The following is a 20,299-nucleotide window of genomic DNA, read 5'->3' on the forward strand; positions in this document are numbered from 1 at the left end:
ATATAATATTATATAAATAAAAAATGGGAAAGATACATCTTTCCCATTAAAAATAAAAAAATTATTTATTAAGATTGAATCTCTTGTTGAATTTGTCAACTCTTCCGCCAACATCAACGATTTTTTGTTTTCCAGTGAAGAATGGGTGGCATTTAGAGCATATTTCTACTTTTAGTTCTTTTTTTACTGAACCAGTTGTAAAAGTATTTCCACATGCACACTTAACCATAGCATCGTGATGGTATTCTGGATGTATGCCTTCTCTCATCTTTTTCACCTCTTTCGCAATAAAAAATGTTGAATAAACAACTAGTAACAAGTATAACATGGGGTCTAATAATCGTCAATAGTTTAAAATATATAGCATTTAGGATATAATCATAATAAATAAGTTTATAAGGAGTTTTTTGAGGAATGAGTAAATTATATTTTAGATATGGTGCTATGAATTCAGGTAAATCTACTCATCTTATGCAAGTTGCATACAATTATGAGGAGAGAGGAATGAAGGCAATAATAATAAAGCCTGCAACAGATAAAAAGGGAGGAACAAAAGTTGTTTCTAGACTTGGTGTAGAAAAAGAAGTAGATTTATTAATAGAAAAAGAAGATAACATTATGGAAATGATAGAAGAATTTTCAAAACAATCTTTGAAAATACATTGTGTTATTGTAGACGAAGTTCAATTTTTAAAATCACATCATATTGATGAATTATTTGAAATTGCAGTTAATAAAGATATACCAGTTATTTGCTATGGATTACGAACTGATTTTCAAATGAATGGTTTTGAAGGAAGTGAAAGATTATTATTATTAGCACATAGTATAGAAGAAATGAAAACAATATGTACTTGTGGTAGAAAAGCAATATTAAATGGAAGAAAAGTAAATGGAAAATATATTTTTCAAGGTGAACAAGTTGCAATAGATTTAGTTGATAATGTAGAATATCAATCATTGTGTGGACAATGTTATTTTAAATATAAGGAAAATAATTAAATAAAAAATAAAAGGGTATTAAGTGAAACATAAATTAATTTATATATTAGAAGGAGAATTAATATGAAAAAATCTCAGGTTGGAGGTCAAGCTGTTTTAGAAGGGGTTATGATGAGAGGAAAAAAGGGGATAGCAACTGCTGTTAGAACCCCAAAGGGAGATATAGAAGTTAAATTTGATAAATCAATTCCATATACTAAAAAATACAAATTTTTTTCTTTGCCCATAGTAAGAGGATTTATCACATTAATAGATTCTTTAGTTGTAGGGTTAAAGTCTTTAAATTTTTCTGCTGAATTTTTTGATGATGTTAATGAAGAACCTTCCAAACTTGAGAAATGGTTAATGAATAAGTTAGGTGAAAAATTCAATGATGTTATTATAGGACTAACTATGATTATATCAATATTTTTTGCTATAGTAATATTCATGGCAATACCAACGGGAATTACATTTCTGTTAAAGAAAGTAAATTTCCCTACATGGTCTTTAAGCATTATAGAAGGAGTAATAAGTATAAGTATATTACTTTCATATATGTACTTTATAGGTCGTTTAGATGATATTCAAAGGGTTTTTCAATATCATGGTGCAGAACATAAAGCTATTTTTTGCTATGAAAATGAAGAAGAGTTAACTGTTAAAAATGTAAAAAAGTATTCTAGGTTTCATCCAAGATGTGGAACAAACTTTTTATTTCTTGTTGCAATTGTAAGTATTTTAATATTTTCATTTACAAAGTGGGATTCTATTGTAGAAAGAACAACTATAAGAATTTTACTGTTACCTTTAGTTTCAGGCGTTACTTATGAATTGATTAAATGGTTAGGAAATTCTAATGGAAAATTATCTAAAATAATAGCAGCTCCAGGCTTGAAGTTACAAAGTTTAACTACTAGAGAGCCTGATGATTCGCAGATAGAGGTGGCAATTGTGTCTTTAATGAAGGCAGAGGGATTAGAAAACACGCAAAAAAGTGTGGGAGAACTTTTAGAATTTGGAAATAATAAATTAAAAGAAGTATTAATAAATACCTATATATTAGATACACAACTTTTATTAAGCAAGGTATTAAATAAAGAAAAATTGTGGATAATTACTAATAGAAATGAAAAAGTTTCTATTGAAGATGAGAATAAATTTTATAATTTATTATCAAAAAGAGAAAAAAAAATGCCTATGCAATATATATTGGGTTTTTGTGAGTTTATGGGATTAGACTTTAAAGTTAAAGAAGGAGTTCTAATACCTAGAGGAGATACTGAAATATTAGTTGAAGAAGTATTAAAGAATATAAATGATGATTCACATATAAAGGTATGTGATTTATGTTGTGGAAGTGGTGCCATTGGATTGTCTTTAGCTTATTATAGAAAAAATATACTTGTAGATTTAATTGATATTGACCACATTCCTGAATTTATTACAAAAGAAAATATAAAATTATTTAATTTAGATAAAAGATGTAATTTTAAAAGAAGCGATTTGTTTAATGAACTAAAAGATGAAAAATATAATATAATAGTATCTAATCCTCCATATATTAAAGAAGAGTTAATAGATACATTAATGGAAGATGTTAAAAATTATGAACCTCATTTAGCTTTAAGTGGTGGTGAGGATGGATTAATCTTTTATCGAAGAATAGTTAAAGGTAGCAAAGAAATTTTGAATAAGAATGGCATATTAGCATTTGAAATAGGTCATGACCAAGGTGAAGATGTAAGGAAGTTGATGGAAAAAAACAGTTATATTAATGTTAAAGTTATAAAGGATTTAGCAGGGTTAGATAGAGTTGTTATAGGTTGCTTAAATCTTGAAACTTAATAATATATTATGTTATAATAAAAGAATATGAAAATCTATATTACGGAGTGATAAAATGATACTGGATAGATTAAACTTTATTGAGAATAAGTACGATGAGCTTTCAGTTAAGATAAGTGACCCTTCCATAATGGCTAATCAAACTGAGTGGAGAAAATTATGTAAGGAACATGCAGACTTAGAAGTAATAGTTAATGAGTATAAAGATTACAAAAATACTGTAGAAGAACTAGATGCAAGTAAGGAAATGTTAGCTGAAGAGAATGACCCTGAAATGAAAGAAATGGTTCAAATGGAAATAAAAGAATTAACTGATAAAAAAGCTTCTTTAGAAGATAAAATTCAGATTCTTTTATTACCTAAAGATCCAAACGATGATAAAAACGTATTTGTTGAAATTAGAGGTGGAGCTGGTGGAGATGAGGCAGCTTTATTTGCAGCTAATTTATTTAGAATGTATACAAAATACGCTGAAAAAAATAGATGGAAAGTTGAACTTATGAGTTCTAACGAAACTGATATAGGTGGATTCAAAGAAGTTGTATTCATGATTAAAGGTGAAGGTGCATATTCAAAATTAAAATATGAAAGTGGTGCACATAGAGTTCAAAGAGTTCCAGATACAGAAAGTTCAGGTAGAATACATACGTCTACAGCTACAGTTGCAGTTTTACCAGAGGTTGATGATGTAGAAATAGAAATAAATGAAAAAGATTTAAGAGTTGATGTATTTAGAGCGTCAGGTAATGGTGGTCAGTGTGTTAATACTACTGATTCAGCAGTAAGAATAACTCACTTACCAACTGGATTAGTTGTTTCATGTCAGGATGAAAAATCACAGCTTAAGAATAAAGAAAAAGCTATGAAAATTTTAAGAGCTAGACTTTTTGAGCAAGCAGAAGCTGAAAGATTAGCAGGAATAGCAGAAGATAGAAAGAGCCAAGTAGGAACAGGGGATAGAAGTGAGAGAATAAGAACTTATAACTATCCACAAGGAAGAGTAACAGATCATAGAATTGGAGTAACTCTTTATAAACTTGATAATTTCTTAGAGGGAGATATTGATGAAATAGTAAATGCTCTTATAACAGAAGATCAAGCTCAGAAAATGAAACAAATGGGAAATACGGAATTTTAAACTAGTAAAGCCTTACATATTTTATGTAGGGCTTTATAGCTAAAAAAATATATTAAATAAGTATGGTGAACGTAAAAATGTATATAGATAAAGCTATAAAAAAACAAAGAAACGCTTATAAAATCTTTATATTTTCTATGATTGTCATGCAAGTAATACTTCCTTTAGTAATTATATTTTTAACATTATATACAAAATTTATTATTGGCTATCTTATTATTCTTGAAATTTTTATATTAATCGCTATATTTATGGTATATAAAGATTTAGCATTAAAATACAAATGCAAAAATGGATTTTTGGTTGTAAAACCTTCTATTGTTGAAAAATCTAAAGTTATTAATTGTGAGGATGTACATTTAGTTCATACTAGTAAAAGTTTAGATAATATGAATATTTTAATTATTTTATCATGTAAAAAAAGAAGAAATTCTTTTAAACGAATAAATATTAACTTATTAAATAAACATCCTTTGTTATCAAAAGAATATAAAAAATTAACAGTTTTATATCCAGAAAAATCATTTTATTATACAATAATTAAACATGGTGGATTAGAAAAGTTTAAACTTTTAGATTTAATATATAAAAATTGTGTGAAAGCAATTTATACAGATAATTCAATAGAAAATATAAAGATAGCTAGAGAACAAAAAGAAATTATTTTATCTAGAAAATGGTGGTGATATTTATGGATACTAAATTAGGATACATAAAAAATTTAAATAAAGATAAAAAATATATAGTAGAAGCTTCTGACGTTATAAAAAATGGGGGAATAGTAGCTTTTCCAACAGAAACTGTTTATGGTTTAGGAGCTAATGCATTAAATATTGATGCAGTAAAAAAAATTTTTAAAGCTAAAGGAAGGCCGCAAGATAATCCATTAATTGTACATATTTCAAGTAAAGAGGTATTGGATGAAATTACCCTAGAAGTTCCTAGAATAGCTAATATCATAATGGATAGATTTTGGCCAGGACCTTTAACTATGATATTTAAAAAGAAAGATATTATTCCAAATGAAACATCAGCTGGGTTAAATACTATAGGAATTAGAATGCCAAGTGATGAAGTTGCATTAAATTTAATTAAAGAAGCGGGAGTTCCTATAGCAGCTCCTTCAGCTAATATATCAGGGAGACCTAGTCCAACAGATATGGAAACTTGTATTTTAGATTTGAATGGAAGAGTAGATTATATTCTCGGTAGTGATAGTAGTGAAGTTGGTGTAGAATCTACAATATTAGATATTACATGTAATCCACCTTGTATTTTAAGACCAGGTGGAATTACTTTAGAAATGTTAAAAGAAATAGATGATAAAATTTATATAGATAAATCATTATTAGATAAAAATGATAAAAATTTAAAGCCAAAGGCACCGGGAATGAAGTATAAACATTATGCTCCAAAAGCTAAGGTTAGATTAGTTGAAGGTTCAATAGAAAAAACGGTTGAAAAAATTAATGAAATGATGCATAATTACATAGATGATGGATTAAAGGTTGGAATAATGGTTACTGATGAAACATTATCAAATTATAAGGATGGCGTAATTATATCTTTAGGAAGTAGAAATAATCTAAGTACTATAGCAAAAAAATTATTTAGTACTTTAAGAGAATTTGATAATAATAATGTGGATGTTATTATTAGTGAATCTTTTGAAGATACTGGATTAGGATTAGCTATAATGAATAGATTAAGAAAAGCTTGCGGATTTGATATAATAAAAGTTTAATCTAAGTAATTTATTAAAATAAAAGAAGATTATTAATAATATCTTCTTTTTTTTATAATCATTATATACTTATGGAGGTGCAATACCATGAAAATAGCAATAGGATGTGACCATGGTGGGTTAAATTTAAAAGGTGAAATCATTAAACATTTACAAGCAAAAGGTATAGAGGTAAAGGATTATGGTACATACAATACAGAATCTTGTGATTATCCTGATATAGCTATACAAGTTGCTGAGGATATCATAAATAAAAATTCTAATTTTGGAATTTTAGTTTGTGGAACTGGAATAGGAATATCTTTAGCAGCTAATAAAGTACCAGGAATAAGAGCTGCTCTTTGTAGTGATACATTTAGTGCACATGCTACAAGAGAACATAATAATGCTAATATTTTAGCTTTAGGAGAAAGAACTGTAGGTGTAGGATTAGCTTTAGATATTGTTGATGCGTTTTTAAATGCAGAGTTTCAAGGTGGAAGACATCAAAATAGGATAGATAAAATTAGCAAAATAGAAAAAAAATATTCAAAATAAAAAGAATTATTATATTTTCAGGAGGTATTTACAAATGAGTAAAGTTACAGAAATAACACATCCACTTATATTACATAAATTAGCGTTTATTAGAGATAAAAAGACTGGTTCAAAAGATTTTAGAGAATTAGTAGAAGAAGTATCAATGTTAATGGCTTATGAAGTTACTAGAGATTTACAGATGGAAGAAGTTGAAATAGAAACACCAATATGCACTACTAAGTGTAAAATGTTATCTGGTAAAAAAATGGCGATAGTTCCAATATTAAGAGCAGGATTAGGAATGGTTGATGGTATGCTTAGACTTATACCAGCAGCAAAGGTTGGTCATATAGGTTTATATAGAGATGAAGAGACTCTTCAGCCAGTAGAATATTTCTGTAAACTTCCACAAGATATAGCAGAAAGAGATATAATAGTAGTTGATCCTATGTTAGCTACAGGTGGATCAGCAGCTGATGCTATAACTTTATTAAAGAAAAGAGGAGCTAAGCAAATAAGACTTATGTGCTTAGTTTCATCACCAGAAGGTATAAAAGTAATTCAAAAATCACATCCAGATGTAGATATATATGTTGCTGCTATTGATGAAAAATTAAATGAGAATGGATATGTAGTTCCAGGACTTGGTGATGCTGGAGATAGATTATTTGGTACAAAATAGTATATAATAATTAAGGATTATGTAATAATGATTATAATATTTTGAAGGAGGTGAACTGTTGTAAAATCTTTAATTAACTTTAAAGTTTTAAGATTTTAACAACAGTAGATACTTTATGGATAAAATAAAAGTATTAACTATTTTTGGAACAAGACCTGAAGCTATAAAAATGGCACCACTAGTTAAAGAGTTAGAAAAAAGAGAAGAAATTGAATCAAAAGTATGTGTAACAGCTCAACATAGAGAGATGTTAGATCAAGTTTTAGAGCTTTTTGAAATAAAGCCTAATTTTGATTTAAACATAATGAAGACTCGACAATCTTTAACAGGTATAACTAATAGAGTGTTAGAAGGATTAGAAGAAGTATTTACTAAAGAAAAACCAGATATGATACTTGTTCATGGTGATACAACTACTACTTTTGCAGGGGGCTTAGCAGCTTTTTATCAACAAATTAAAGTTGGTCATGTAGAAGCAGGATTAAGAACTTTTGACAAATATTTCCCGTTCCCAGAGGAAATGAATAGAAAGTTAACAGGAGCTTTAGCTGATTTACACTTTGCTCCTACTAAAGGATCTAAAAATAATCTTTTAAGAGAAGGTGTAAAAGAAGAAGACATAAAAATTACTGGTAATACAGTAATTGATGCTATGGAACATACTGTACAAAATAATTATGTATTTGAAACAGAAGAATTAAATAACATAGATTTTGAAAATAAAAAAGTTATAATGATAACTGCTCACAGAAGAGAAAACTGGGGTGAAGGAATAGAAAATATATGTAATGCATTATCTGATATAGTTGATAAAAATAAAGATGTAGAATTAGTATATTTAGTCCATTTAAATCCAGTTGTTAAAGATGTAGTTTATGGAAAATTAGAAGGTAAAGAAAGAGTTCATTTATTACCTCCATTAGATACTAAAGAAACACATAATCTTATGAATAAGTGTTTTATGGTTATGACTGACTCAGGTGGATTACAAGAAGAAGCTCCTCATTTAGGAAAACCAGTTTTAGTTTTAAGAGATGTAACAGAGCGTCCTGAAGCTGTAGCTGCTGGAACAGTTAAATTAGTAGGAACTGATGTTAATACTATATTGACAGAAGCTAATAAACTTATAAATGATGAAATGGAATATAATAAAATGAGTAAAGCTATAAATCCATATGGAGATGGATTAGCATCAAAAAGAATAGTTGATACTATAATAAATTACTTTGAAAAAGGTAATTTACAAGTTGAAGAATTTATAAGTAAATAAATTTATTTATAAGTTTAAGGTTACAAGCAAATTTTTAATTTGTTTGTAACCTTTTTTGTTATTTTATTTAATATTTAAGTTAAATAATTTATTTTAATGAAAGAAGATTTTATGTTTTTATAACAAAATATTGATTATTATTACAAAAATGTTATAATAATGTTGTATTATAAAAATATGTAAAATAATACAAAAAGTTTCAAAATGCTATGGGGGATGAGAGTTATGAAAGAGGTTGTTATTGTTAGTGCAGTTAGAACTGCTCTTGGAACATTTGGTGGTGCTTTAAAAGATGTATCAGCAGCAGATTTAGGAGCATTAGTTATAAAAGAGGCTTTAAATAAAGCTAATATTAATGGAGATTTAGTTGAAGAAGTTATAATGGGGAATGTTATACAGGCAGGATTAGGTCAAAATGTTGCTAGACAAGCTGCTGTTAAGGCTGGGTTATCAGTAGATGTTCCAGCTATGACAATAAATAAGGTATGTGGTTCAGGATTAAGATCTGTTGCTTTAGCGGCTCAAATGATAAAAGCAGGAGATGTTGATGTAGTTGTAGCTGGAGGAATGGAAAACATGTCTCAAGCTCCTTATTTGTTAAAAACAGCAAGATTTGGTCAGAGAATGGGCGATGGTAAAATGTTAGATTCTATGATAAATGATGCTTTAACAGATGCTTTTAATGGATATCATATGGGTATGACAGCAGAAAATATTGCTGAAAAATGGAGTTTAACAAGAGAAATGCAAGATGAATTTGCAGCTAAATCTCAAGTTAAAGCTGAGGAAGCTATAAAAACAGGAAAATTTAAGGACGAAATAGTACCAGTAGTAATTCCTCAAAGAAAAGGAGAACCAATAATTTTTGATACAGATGAATTCCCGAGATTTGGAACTACAACTGCTTCTCTTGGGAAATTAAGAGCAGCATTTAAAAAAGATGGTACAGTAACAGCAGGAAATGCTTCAGGTATAAATGATGGAGCAGCTGCTATAGTAGTAATGAGCGCTGAAAAAGCAAAAGAATTGGGAATAAAACCATTATGTAAAATACTTTCATATGGTTCAAAAGGATTAGATCCAGCAATAATGGGTTATGGTCCATTTTATTCAACAAAAAAAGCTTTAGAAAATATAGGTTTAACTATTTCAGATATAGATTTAATAGAAGCAAATGAGGCTTTTGCTGCACAGAGTTTAGCTGTTGCTAAAGATTTAGAATTTGATATGGATAAAGTTAATGTAAATGGTGGAGCTATAGCATTAGGCCATCCAGTTGGAGCATCAGGAGCTAGAATATTAGTTACATTACTTCATGAAATGGAAAAGAGAGATTGTAAAAAAGGATTAGCTACTTTATGTATTGGTGGTGGAATGGGCACATCATTAATAGTTGAAAGAGTTTAATATTATAAAAAATAAGAAATGTAATTTAAATTACATTTCTTATTTTTTATATGAATAATTAATACAATAGTTAATAATACTAATATAGTAATATAGTGAAAAATAACAAATATGAAGAGATTTAACTAATGTGTAAAAAGAAAAAAGTATAATTTTCAAAAAAATTTGAATAATTATAAAAATAAATATTCAAATTTCTTATTATAATGTATAAAAAATTAATTTTTTTTCAATATTGTTAAAAAAATTAATTAATAAATAAATATTTTTTAATTAATTTTTATGAAATTATGATAATAAATACATGCATGTAAAAGTTATCAATTAATATTACATAAATTATGCAATTGTCAGAATATTAAGGAAATTGCATAATTAATATTGATATTATGTATTTAAAAAGAAAAACTATATTAAAGCAAGATATTAGAGGGATTTAGGGGATAATGAATTTTAACTAAGTTATTTTAAGGTATTAAAGGATATTTAACAGAATTTGAAATTTTAAAAAAAAGAATGATAGGAATATAATAATGAAAGTCAACTCGAGTTCATGAAGGAATGGATGGTTATATATGAAAAATGATGTTTTAAAATTAATTATAGGAATATCTAAGATAAACACTATTATAGGAATAGTAGTTTCGGTAGTGTTAATGATTTTGGGAGAAAGTAAGCTTCTAACTCCTTTTATTGTAGGAAATGTAGTTTCTACTATAAGTTTTATTTTACAAGCATTAACAACTTACATACTCACAACGAAAAACAAGTTTGTTTTTTTAATAAGTGTAGGATCATTTATGAGGGTAGTTCTTGTAGCAGCTATTTCAGCATTTTTTGTATATGATTTATCAAGTTTAATTTTTTATATAATAGCAATTATATTGCAACAAGTATCTATTATGTCTTATAAGACTAAGTCAATTAAGCTTAATAAAGAATAAATTTTTCTTATCAGTTAAAAAGAAAGGAAGTGATTAGGTGGAAATAGTAGGACCTATGTTTTCCTTTAAAATAGGAAATATATTAATTGATAGTGATATAGTATTTCAATGGATAATAATTTTAGTTTTAGCTATAGGAGCATATTTACTTACCAGAAATCTAAAAGGTAAACTTACTAAAAAAGAAGTTGTTTTAGAAATGTTATATGATACTGTAGCAGGTTTAGTAAGAGGAAATATAGGCGAATCTTATATGTCATATGTACCATTTATAGGTTCATTAATGATTTATCTTTTAATTCTTAACTTGGTTGGATTATTAGGAATAATGCCACCTACTAAAGATTTAAATGTAGCTATAGGATTAGCATGTATTTCAATTGTAGTAATTCATTTTACTGCTATAAAAAGAAATGGAGTTGGAGGATATTTACACGGATATACTCAACCCTTTGTATTGATGTTACCTTTGAATATAATGGAAAGAATAGTTTTTCCAGTGTCTCTTTCACTGAGACTTTTCGGTAACATGTTAGCAGCTACGCTTATTATAGAATTATTATATGATGCTTTAAATCATGTAGCGTGGTTTGCACAATTAGGTATTCCAATATTTGCTCATGCTTATTTTGATGTATTTGATGGAACTATTCAAATGATAGTATTTACTATGTTAACAATGGTAAATATCAAAATGACAGCAGAGCATTAATATTAAATTTAAAAAGTTAATTATTTTAGGAGGATTTAAACATGGATATGTCACTTTTAGCAGCAGGTATAGCTGTATTATCAGGTATTGGAGCAGGTATAGGTATAGGTATAGCAACAGGAAGAGCAACAGAAGCAGTTGCAAGACAACCAGAAGAAATGGGTAAAATTCAAAGTTTATTAATACTTGGTGCAGGTCTTTCAGAAGCAACAGCTATTTACGGTTTAATTGTAGCACTTGTATTATTATTTTTAAAATAATTCATAGAAAGTTAAGTCAATTGTTGACTCCAGAAGGGAGGCTATGAATAGTATATGGGAATAAATATAGCTAAGATTATAATTACTATAATTAACTTTATAGCACTGACTTTTATTCTTAAACATTTTTTCTGGGAAAAAATCAAAGCTGCCATTGAAAATAGAGAATCTGAAATAGAAGAAAAAATATTACAAGCAGATGATGATGCAGAAAAAGCAAGAAGATTAAGAATAGAAAATGAAAGAATTCTTAAGTCGGCGAAAGAAGAAGGTAAGAAAATTACTGCTGAGCAAAAAAGAAAAGCAGATAAATTCTATCAAGAAATAGTTGAAAATGCTCATAAAGAAGCAGATACAATTATGGAAAGATCTAAGTTAGAGATTGAAAGAGAAACTGAAAAGGCTAAGTTTGAGTTAAAACAACAAACTGTTCAGTTAGCAATGATGCTTTCATCAAAAGTTTTAGAAGAAACAATAGATGAAAATAAACATAAAGAGCTTATCAATGATTTTATAACTAAGGTAGGTATCTAGTTATGTATGAATATTTAGATAGGAGATATGCCTTAGCACTTTACCAAGTTGCAGAAGAAAAGGGTAAGGTTGAGGAATATCTTAAAGACTTAAGAGAAATATGTGATTTAATATATAACAATAAGGATTTTTATGAAGTTATAAAGCATCCTCAGATTAGTACTACAAGAAAAAAAGAAACTTTTAAGAGTATATTTAATGGCAAAATAGATGATGAGTTAATATCATTTTTGTTAATCTTAATTGAAAAAGATAGAATTCTTTATTTAAGGGAAAAATTAAATGAGATGGAAAAAATCCATCTTGAGAAAAATAACACTTTAGTAGCAGATGTTAAAAGTGCTATTCCTTTAGATAAGGAACAGATTGATGCTTTAATTAATAAGCTTGAAAGAATATATAATAAAAAAATCTTATTAAAAGAAAAAGTTGATAAAAGCATTATCGGAGGACTTTATGTAAGAGTTGGTGATGACGTTATAGATGGAACTATAAAGTCTAAGCTAGATGAATTAAGGTCGTTAATGTTAAAAAGGGAATAGAGGTGAGTCTATGCATATTAAACCAGAAGAAATAACTTCTATAATTAAACAAGAAATACAAAAGTATGAAAAAGAATTAAAAACAGTGGACTCCGGTACAATAATACAAATAGGTGACGGTGTTGCCAGAGTATATGGATTAGAAGATTGTATGGAGGGAGAACTTCTAGAATTCCCTAATGATGTTTTTGGTATGGCACTAAACTTAGAACAGGATAATGTTGGTTGTGTTCTATTAGGGTCAGAAGAAGGAATCAAAGAAGGGGATATAGTTAAGAGAACTGGAAAAGTTGTTGAGGTTCCTGTAGGAGAAGAAGTAATAGGTAGAGTTGTTAACTCACTAGGACAACCGGTTGATGGTAAGGGACCAATAAAAAATGATGGTTATAGAGATATAGAGTTTCCAGCTCCAAGTATTATAGATAGAAGTTCAGTTAATCAACCTTTACAAACAGGTATTAAAGCTATAGATTCTATGATACCAATAGGTAAAGGACAAAGAGAATTAATAATCGGAGATAGACAAACAGGTAAAACTGCCATTGCATTAGATACAATGATAAATCAAAAAGGTAAAGATGTTATATGTATATATGTTGCTATAGGACAAAAACAATCAACAGTTGCAAATATAGTTAACATATTAACAGAAGAAGGAGCTATGGATTATTCAATAGTAGTTGCTGCAACTGCCGCTGAATCAGCACCTCTTCAATATATAGCACCTTATTCAGCTTGTGCTATTGGAGAATATTTCATGCATAAGGGTAAAGATGTATTAGTAATATATGATGATTTATCTAAACATGCAGTTGCTTATAGAACAATGTCATTATTATTAAGAAGACCACCAGGCAGAGAAGCTTATCCAGGAGATGTTTTCTATATACATTCAAGATTACTAGAGAGAGCGGCTAAGTTATCAAAAGAAAATGGTGGAGGTTCATTAACTGCACTTCCAATTATTGAAACTTTAGCAGGAGATGTTACAGCATATATTCCTACTAATGTAATTTCTATAACAGATGGGCAGATATTCTTAGAATCTGAATTATTCCTTGCAGGTCAAAGACCAGCAGTAAACCCTGGTATATCAGTTTCAAGGGTTGGAGGAAATGCTCAAATAAAAGCAATGAAGCAAGTTTCAGGAACTTTAAGACTTGAACTAGCTCAATATAGAGAATTAGCGTCTTTTGCTCAGTTTGGATCAGACCTTGATAAAGATACTCAACAAAGACTTGAAAAAGGTAAAAGAATAGTTGAAGTATTAAAGCAAGATCAATATTGTCCAATGGATGTAGAGAAACAAATAATGATACTTTACGCGGCAGTAAATGACTTTTTATCAGATATAAAAGTTAGTGATATAAGAAGATTTGAAAAAGACTTCTTAGAATATATGGATACTTACCATAGAGAAGTAGGTAAATCTATAATAGAACAAAAATCATTAACTGATGAAATTAAATCTTCACTTGAAAAATCATTAGTGGAGTTCAAAAAAATATTTTTAAGTTAGTAGCATAGCTTATTTAAGCTATGCACTATTTTAGAAATGGAGGTGGATGATATGGCAGGAGCAGGACTTTTAGAAATAAAAAGAAGAATAAAAAGTGTAACAAACACTAAAAAAATAACAAAAGCTATGGGACTTGTAGCCACTTCTAAGTTAAGAAAAGCTAGACAAAAGCTAAATATAAATAATGATTATTTTAATTCAGTAGAAGATATAAATAATGAAATATTAAGTTCAGTCAGTGATTTAGAAGATAATATTTTTACAAAATCTAATAAGAGTACTAGTAAGCTGTTTATATTATTTTCATCAGATACAGGATTGTGTGGAGGATTTAATGGTAATCCAGCTGCATATTTAAGTGAAAAATATGAAACTGTAAGAGAGAGTATTTCTACTATAGTTGTAGGACAAAAAGGAATATCTTATGCTAAAAAATATAACTTTAATACATTAGCTGAGTATGTTGATATTGGAGATTCACCAACAACAAAAGATTCCAGTATTATTGTTAATAAAGTAATGAACGAATTCAAAGATGGTAATTTTGGAGAAGTAAGTTTAATATACACTAAATTCTTCTCACCTGTTAGACAAGAGATAGTTGAAGAAAAAATACTACCTTTTAATATTATTAAAAAATCAGGTATAAGAGAAGTTGATGTATATACTTTAGAACCAAGCCAAAATGATGTAATAATAGAATCAATAACTGCTTATTTAAAAGGAAAAGTAATGAATGCAATGTGTCATTCAAAAGTTAGTGAGCAAAGTGCTAGAATGCAAGCTATGGATGGAGCTACTAAAAATGCAGATGATATAATTGATTCATTACAAACAAAATATAATAGAATTAGACAAAGCCTTATAACCCAAGAAATTTCGGAAATTGTAGGTGGAGCTGAGGCACAGAAATAAGGAGGTACGCTTACATGGGTAAGAATGTAGGAAAAGTAGTTCAGGTCATAGGACCAGTTATAGATATAAAGTTTGCTACAGATGAGCTTCCTAATATATATAACTCCATTCATATAAAGAAGGAAGATGGAACTGTTTTAGTTTGTGAAGTTGAGCAACACGTTGGAGATGATATAGTAAGAGCTATTGCTATGGAAGCAACTGAAGGACTAAGAAGAGGTGTAGATGCTGAAGATATGGGAAGACCTATATCGGTTCCAGTTGGTGAAGTAGTATTAGGTAGATTATTTAATGTACTAGGAAACACAATGGATAATAAAGGTGAAGTGAGTTCTGAAAAATATTATCCAATTCATAGACCAGCACCAACTTTTAAAGAACAATCAGTTGTTCCGCAAATGTTTGAAACTGGTATAAAAGTTATAGATTTAATAGCCCCATATCAAAAAGGTGGAAAAATAGGTTTATTTGGAGGAGCTGGAGTAGGAAAAACAGTTTTAATCCAAGAATTAATAAATAATATAGCAAAAGAACATGGTGGATTATCTGTATTCACAGGTGTTGGTGAAAGATCAAGAGAAGGTAATGATTTATATCATGAGATGCAAGATTCTGGAGTTATAAATAAAACAGCTTTAGTATTTGGACAGATGAATGAACCACCTGGAGCAAGAATGAGAGTTGCTCTTACAGGTCTTACTATGGCTGAATATTTTAGAGATCAAGGTCAAGATGTGTTATTATTCATAGATAATATATTTAGATTTACACAAGCAGGTTCTGAGGTTTCAGCTTTATTAGGAAGAATACCTTCAGCAGTTGGATATCAGCCAACTCTTGCTACTGAGATGGGAGCATTACAAGAAAGAATAACATCTACTACTAATGGTTCTATTACATCAGTGCAAGCAGTATATGTTCCAGCGGATGACTTAACAGACCCAGCACCAGCAACTACATTCTCACACTTAGATGCTACAACAGTTTTATCAAGAAGTATAGCAGAATTAGGAATTTATCCTGCTGTTGATCCACTTGATTCATCATCAAGAATATTAGATCCTAGAGTTGTAGGTGAAGAGCATTATAAAGTTGCTTCAAAAGTTAAGCATATCTTAGAAAGATATAAAGAGTTACAAGATATTATAGCTATCTTAGGTGTAGATGAACTTTCAGATGAAGATAAACTTATAGTTTCAAGAGCAAGAAAGGTTCAAAGATTCCTATCACAACCATTTACTGTTGCAGAACAGTTTACTGGAATGCAAGGAAGATATGTATCAGTTAAAGAAACAGTAAGAGGATTTAAAGAAATCATAGAAGGAAAACATGATAGCTTACCAGAATCAGCATTTTTATTTGTAGGTACAATTGAAGAAGCTATAGAAAAGGCAAAACAAATAGCCCAATAAAGGGGTGTTAATATATGAAAAATTTTAAACTAATTATAAAGACTCCTGAAAAGGAATTTTATAATGGAGATATAATAAGATTTAGTTGTCAAAATAAATTAGGTAAATTTCAAATACTAGCTAATTATGAACCATTTATAACATCAACTATTCCATCAATATCAGTTATTCATGATTCACAAGGAAAAGAATTTAAGTTAGCTACATTTAATGGAATTATGAAAGTTAGAGATAATGAAGCAATATTTTGTGTAGATGTGGCAGAATGGCCTGAAGATATTGATCTTGAAAGAGCACAAAAAGCTAAAGAGAGAGCTGAAAGTAGATTAAAAGATAGAAAAAACATAGATGTTGAAAGAGCTAAATTAGCGTTAATTAGAGCTATGACAAGATTAGACCTAAAATAAAATTATTTAGTATTAGAGACTTGTAGAAATATAAAACTACAAGTCTTTTTTTATATAAAAAATAGTTTTTAGAACATTTTTTGAAAAAAATAATATATTGGTAATATAAGTATAAAAAAAATATTAATGATAATAATTAAAAGGGAAGGTGGGGGCTATATGAAAAAATTAATTTTAATGTTTATATTTTTAATTATCTTTTCTTTAATTATTTGTCAGTCAAATATATATAATGAAGTAGATGTTTATAAAAATATAGAAGTGAATTTATGTGATATAGAAGAAAAAGGCATAAGATTGGAGTATACATCAAAAAAATCAATAAATGAAATTATAACCATAATAAATAATAGTTTAATTGTGGAAAATATTTGCTTTGGTAAAGAATATATTAAAAATAATGAATCTTATATTTTTCAAAATCTAAAGGAAAAGAAAAATTTAAAGCTTATTATTAATAAAGAAAAGAGTGGATTTAGAGTTATAATTGAAATAATTGATGAAGAAGGAATTATTGATATTAATAAAGTAAAGAATCTTTTAGAAAAATTAGCAGATGATACAATAACAGATAAACGATATTTTACTTATATAAAGGGTAAACTAAAGAATGATAAAGGATATGAAAATAATATCAATGAATTATTTAATACTATAGGTAGAACTTATATTAAAAATACAGAAACAATTCCTATAAATTCAGGAATTACAGGAACAATTAATCTTAAAGATGAAGATAAATTTAATTATTCTATTATTAGCTATACTACGGACACATATTTAATAATTGGTTCCCCAGTTATATTTACAACATATTAATAATAATAGTGGAGGATAATATGGATAAGATAGTAGTGAAAGGTGGAAGAAAATTAAAAGGTGAAGTTGATATAAGTGCAGCTAAAAATTCTGTATTGCCCATAATTGCAGCTTCATTGTTAGCTAATGGAGAAGTTACTATAAATAATGCACCTATGTTAGAAGATGTTTTCACTATTTGTGATGTTATTAATCAATTAGGTTTTAAAGTATATATAAATAAAAATGAAAATATAATAAAAATTAATGGTTTAAATAATAATAAATTATCACCTAATACAGATTTAGTAAGAAAAATGAGAGCTTCTTTTTTAATTATGGGACCAATACTTGCAAAATATGGGGAATGTAAAATAGCTCAACCAGGAGGGTGTAATATAGGAAGTAGACCTATTGAATTACATTTAAAAGGATTAAAATCATTAGGAGCAGAAATTATTAAAGATGACAATGGGTTTATACTGGCTAAAGCTAAAGAATTAATAGGAAATAGAGTTTATTTAGATTTTCCTTCTGTTGGTGCTACAGAAAACATAATGATGGCAGCAGTTTTAGCAAAAGGAAGAACTATAATAGAAAATGCTGCACAGGAACCAGAAATTTCAGATTTAGCTAATTTTCTTATAAAATTAGGAGCAAAAATTAATGGTATAGGATGTGGTAAAATAACAATAGAAGGTGTTTCAGAGCTTAAAGGAACTGAATATACTCCTATATTTGATAGAGTAGAAGCTGGAACATTTATGATAGCAGCTGCTATAACTAAATCAAAAATAAAGATTAATGGGATAAATGAAGAAGATTTGAGGCCTGTTATTGAGAAACTAAAAGAATGTGGTGTTACTTTTGAATTTATAAAAGGTAATATTCCTAGTGTTATAGTAAAAGGTAACGATATAATAAATCCTGTTGATATAAAAACATTACCTCATCCTGGATATCCAACAGATATGCAATCTCAAATGATGAGTTTATTATCAATTTCTAATGGAAATAGTATTATAACTGAATCTATATTTGAAAATAGATTTATGAATGTAGCTGAATTAAATAGAATGGGAGCTAATATAAAAGTTGAGGGAAGAACAGCATTTATTGAAGGTGTAGAGACGTTAACTGGATGCGAAGTAAGAGCTACTGATTTAAGAGCAGGTGCAGCTTTAATATTAGCAGGATTAACAGCTAAAGGAGAAACGTATATTTCAGATATATATCATATAGATAGAGGATATGTAAATATAGAGAAAAAGCTTAAAGATTTAGGAGCAGAAATATATAGAATAAATAGCTAAGAAAACATCTATATAAAATAGGGAAATAACCCATTTTATATAGATGTTTTTTTATATTTTACATAAATAATATTTTTATATAGTACAGGTTAAAGTTTAAAATAATAATTTAATTAGAGAATATAAAAGTAATATTAACATATAAATTTTATATAGAAGTGTTTTAAGGAGGAAATAGTGAAACAGAATTATAAATGTTTATTAAAGGATATAGGAATAGTTGTTATTGTTCTTTTATTAATATTTTTAATTCCAATAATTTTTGGAACTATTATAAATGTAAAAAGCAAAAATAAAGATGTGGAAATTCCAAAAGAAGATTTAAATTTAAATATAAATTTACAATATATAAAAGATTTAGATATAGATTTAGAAAAGGTTAAAGTTTTTATATCTAAAAAAAATAAAGTTGAAGAAATATCATTAGAAGAATATGTATTAGGAGTAGTTAGTAGTGAAATGCCAGCTAGTTTTGAGAGAGAAGCTTTGATTGCACAAGCTATATTAGCTAGAACATTTGTATTATCTAAGAAGTTAAATCCTTGTAAAAAAGCTAATGGAGCTGATATATGTGATTCAGTACATTGTCAAGCTTATACTAATGCTAAAGAAAAAGAAAAATCTTTAAATAAAAATAATAATGGATTATTTAATAAAATTTCAGAGGCTATTAAAGAATGTGAAAGTATGGTTTTAAGTTATAATGAAGTTTTAGTAAGGTATCCTCAATATTTTTCAACAAGTTCAGGAAGAACGGAAGATGCAAAAAGTGTATTTGCTATGGATATACCTTATCTTAAATCTGTAGAAAGTTTAGGTGAAGAAATATCACCTAAATATAATGAAGTATTTACATTTTCCTTAAACGATTTTATTAAAAAATTTAATTCAAAATATTCAAATTCAAATTTAAATACTAAAAATATATCAAATAATATTCAAATAATAAGTAAGAATCCAGGAGGAACAATAAATGAATTGAAAATAGGAGGTGTTTCCATAAAAGGAACTGAATTTAGATATATGTATGGGTTAAATTCAGCTAATTTTAATATAATTGTAGATAAAAATAAAGTTATTATTGAATGCTTTGGATATGGACATGCTGTAGGAATGAGTCAATGGGGAGCTAATGTTATGGCTAAAAATAAAAAAAATCACAAAGAAATTCTTCAACATTATTATACGGGGTGTGAAGTTATACCTATTAATCAATGTAGAATTGAATAGTAAATTTAAGGTGTTACATATTTTTGTATATGTAACACCTTTTTGTTATAATTTGTAGAAATTTTTTTGAAAATAAAATTAATAAATATGTATTTTTTATTTACATAAGGACAGACTTACTAAA

The 20,299-nt window shown here is 27.8% G+C and carries 22 protein-coding genes; 21 read left to right on the top strand and 1 reads right to left on the bottom strand.

Features of this window, described 5'->3' with window-relative positions; translation table 11 throughout:
- Positions 1–61: 61 nt before the first annotated feature.
- Positions 62–268, bottom strand: a complete 207-nt coding sequence (rpmE, locus tag GBZ86_RS01915) for a 50S ribosomal protein L31 (RefSeq protein ID WP_152887224.1) — start codon at positions 266–268, stop codon at positions 62–64.
- A gap of 146 nt (positions 269–414) precedes the next feature.
- Between rpmE and GBZ86_RS01920 the strand changes: the two genes are divergently transcribed.
- The 21 genes from GBZ86_RS01920 to spoIID all read left to right on the top strand — a co-directional run bounded on the left by GBZ86_RS01920 (position 415) and on the right by spoIID (position 20,175).
- Entirely contained in the window at positions 415–1,002 is a 588-nt protein-coding gene (locus GBZ86_RS01920; RefSeq protein ID WP_152887226.1) for a thymidine kinase, read from the top strand.
- A 63-nt stretch (positions 1,003–1,065) separates the two neighbouring features.
- Positions 1,066–2,829 carry a peptide chain release factor N(5)-glutamine methyltransferase gene (gene prmC / locus GBZ86_RS01925; RefSeq protein WP_152887228.1) on the top strand — a complete coding sequence of 588 codons (1,764 nt, stop codon included), beginning with the start codon at positions 1,066–1,068 and terminating at the stop codon, positions 2,827–2,829.
- Between the two features lie 55 nt (positions 2,830–2,884).
- Positions 2,885–3,967, top strand: a complete 1,083-nt coding sequence (gene prfA / locus GBZ86_RS01930) for a peptide chain release factor 1 (protein ID WP_152887230.1) — start codon at positions 2,885–2,887, stop codon at positions 3,965–3,967.
- A gap of 77 nt (positions 3,968–4,044) precedes the next feature.
- Complete coding sequence (locus GBZ86_RS01935) at positions 4,045–4,653, top strand: hypothetical protein (protein ID WP_152887232.1); 609 nt, start codon at positions 4,045–4,047, stop codon at positions 4,651–4,653.
- A gap of 5 nt (positions 4,654–4,658) precedes the next feature.
- Entirely contained in the window at positions 4,659–5,711 is a 1,053-nt protein-coding gene (locus GBZ86_RS01940; protein ID WP_152887234.1) for an L-threonylcarbamoyladenylate synthase, read from the top strand.
- Between the two features lie 87 nt (positions 5,712–5,798).
- On the top strand, positions 5,799–6,248 hold the full coding sequence (rpiB, locus tag GBZ86_RS01945; protein WP_152887236.1) for a ribose 5-phosphate isomerase B: 450 nt from the start codon (positions 5,799–5,801) through the stop codon (positions 6,246–6,248).
- Between the two features lie 34 nt (positions 6,249–6,282).
- Entirely contained in the window at positions 6,283–6,912 is a 630-nt protein-coding gene (gene upp, locus GBZ86_RS01950) for a uracil phosphoribosyltransferase (RefSeq protein WP_152887238.1), read from the top strand.
- 115 nt (positions 6,913–7,027) lie between these two features.
- On the top strand, positions 7,028–8,182 hold the full coding sequence (gene wecB, locus GBZ86_RS01955; protein ID WP_152887240.1) for a non-hydrolyzing UDP-N-acetylglucosamine 2-epimerase: 1,155 nt from the start codon (positions 7,028–7,030) through the stop codon (positions 8,180–8,182).
- A gap of 225 nt (positions 8,183–8,407) precedes the next feature.
- Positions 8,408–9,589, top strand: a complete 1,182-nt coding sequence (locus tag GBZ86_RS01960) for an acetyl-CoA C-acetyltransferase (RefSeq protein WP_152887242.1) — start codon at positions 8,408–8,410, stop codon at positions 9,587–9,589.
- 575 nt (positions 9,590–10,164) lie between these two features.
- The gene (locus GBZ86_RS01965) at positions 10,165–10,533 is read left to right on the top strand and encodes a hypothetical protein (RefSeq protein WP_152887244.1); all 369 of its coding nucleotides are present in this window, start codon (positions 10,165–10,167) and stop codon (positions 10,531–10,533) included.
- A 37-nt stretch (positions 10,534–10,570) separates the two neighbouring features.
- Positions 10,571–11,245, top strand: a complete 675-nt coding sequence (locus tag GBZ86_RS01970; RefSeq protein ID WP_327443639.1) for a F0F1 ATP synthase subunit A — start codon at positions 10,571–10,573, stop codon at positions 11,243–11,245.
- A gap of 41 nt (positions 11,246–11,286) precedes the next feature.
- Entirely contained in the window at positions 11,287–11,505 is a 219-nt protein-coding gene (atpE, locus tag GBZ86_RS01975) for an ATP synthase F0 subunit C (protein WP_152887246.1), read from the top strand.
- Between the two features lie 54 nt (positions 11,506–11,559).
- Entirely contained in the window at positions 11,560–12,039 is a 480-nt protein-coding gene (locus GBZ86_RS01980; protein ID WP_152887247.1) for a F0F1 ATP synthase subunit B, read from the top strand.
- Between the two features lie 2 nt (positions 12,040–12,041).
- Complete coding sequence (locus GBZ86_RS01985; protein ID WP_152887249.1) at positions 12,042–12,581, top strand: F0F1 ATP synthase subunit delta; 540 nt, start codon at positions 12,042–12,044, stop codon at positions 12,579–12,581.
- Between the two features lie 10 nt (positions 12,582–12,591).
- Positions 12,592–14,100 carry a F0F1 ATP synthase subunit alpha gene (atpA, locus tag GBZ86_RS01990; protein ID WP_152887251.1) on the top strand — a complete coding sequence of 503 codons (1,509 nt, stop codon included), beginning with the start codon at positions 12,592–12,594 and terminating at the stop codon, positions 14,098–14,100.
- A 51-nt stretch (positions 14,101–14,151) separates the two neighbouring features.
- The gene (atpG, locus tag GBZ86_RS01995) at positions 14,152–15,015 is read left to right on the top strand and encodes an ATP synthase F1 subunit gamma (protein WP_152887253.1); all 864 of its coding nucleotides are present in this window, start codon (positions 14,152–14,154) and stop codon (positions 15,013–15,015) included.
- A 14-nt stretch (positions 15,016–15,029) separates the two neighbouring features.
- Positions 15,030–16,427, top strand: coding sequence for a F0F1 ATP synthase subunit beta (gene atpD / locus GBZ86_RS02000; protein ID WP_152887255.1), 1,398 nt, complete (start codon positions 15,030–15,032; stop codon positions 16,425–16,427).
- A 14-nt stretch (positions 16,428–16,441) separates the two neighbouring features.
- The gene (locus tag GBZ86_RS02005; protein WP_152887257.1) at positions 16,442–16,834 is read left to right on the top strand and encodes an ATP synthase delta/epsilon chain alpha-helix domain-containing protein; all 393 of its coding nucleotides are present in this window, start codon (positions 16,442–16,444) and stop codon (positions 16,832–16,834) included.
- Between the two features lie 159 nt (positions 16,835–16,993).
- Positions 16,994–17,653 (top strand): hypothetical protein, encoded by a 660-nt coding sequence (locus tag GBZ86_RS02010; RefSeq protein ID WP_152887259.1) that lies wholly within the window; start codon positions 16,994–16,996, stop codon positions 17,651–17,653.
- A 20-nt stretch (positions 17,654–17,673) separates the two neighbouring features.
- A complete protein-coding gene (murA, locus tag GBZ86_RS02015) occupies positions 17,674–18,945 on the top strand; it encodes a UDP-N-acetylglucosamine 1-carboxyvinyltransferase (RefSeq protein ID WP_152887261.1) in 1,272 nt (423 codons plus the stop codon).
- A gap of 177 nt (positions 18,946–19,122) precedes the next feature.
- Entirely contained in the window at positions 19,123–20,175 is a 1,053-nt protein-coding gene (spoIID, locus tag GBZ86_RS02020) for a stage II sporulation protein D (protein ID WP_327443646.1), read from the top strand.
- Positions 20,176–20,299 lie beyond the last annotated feature (124 nt).

It is taken from the genome of Clostridium tarantellae, from assembly GCF_009295725.1.
GTDB classification, from domain to species: domain Bacteria; phylum Bacillota; class Clostridia; order Clostridiales; family Clostridiaceae; genus Sarcina; species Sarcina tarantellae.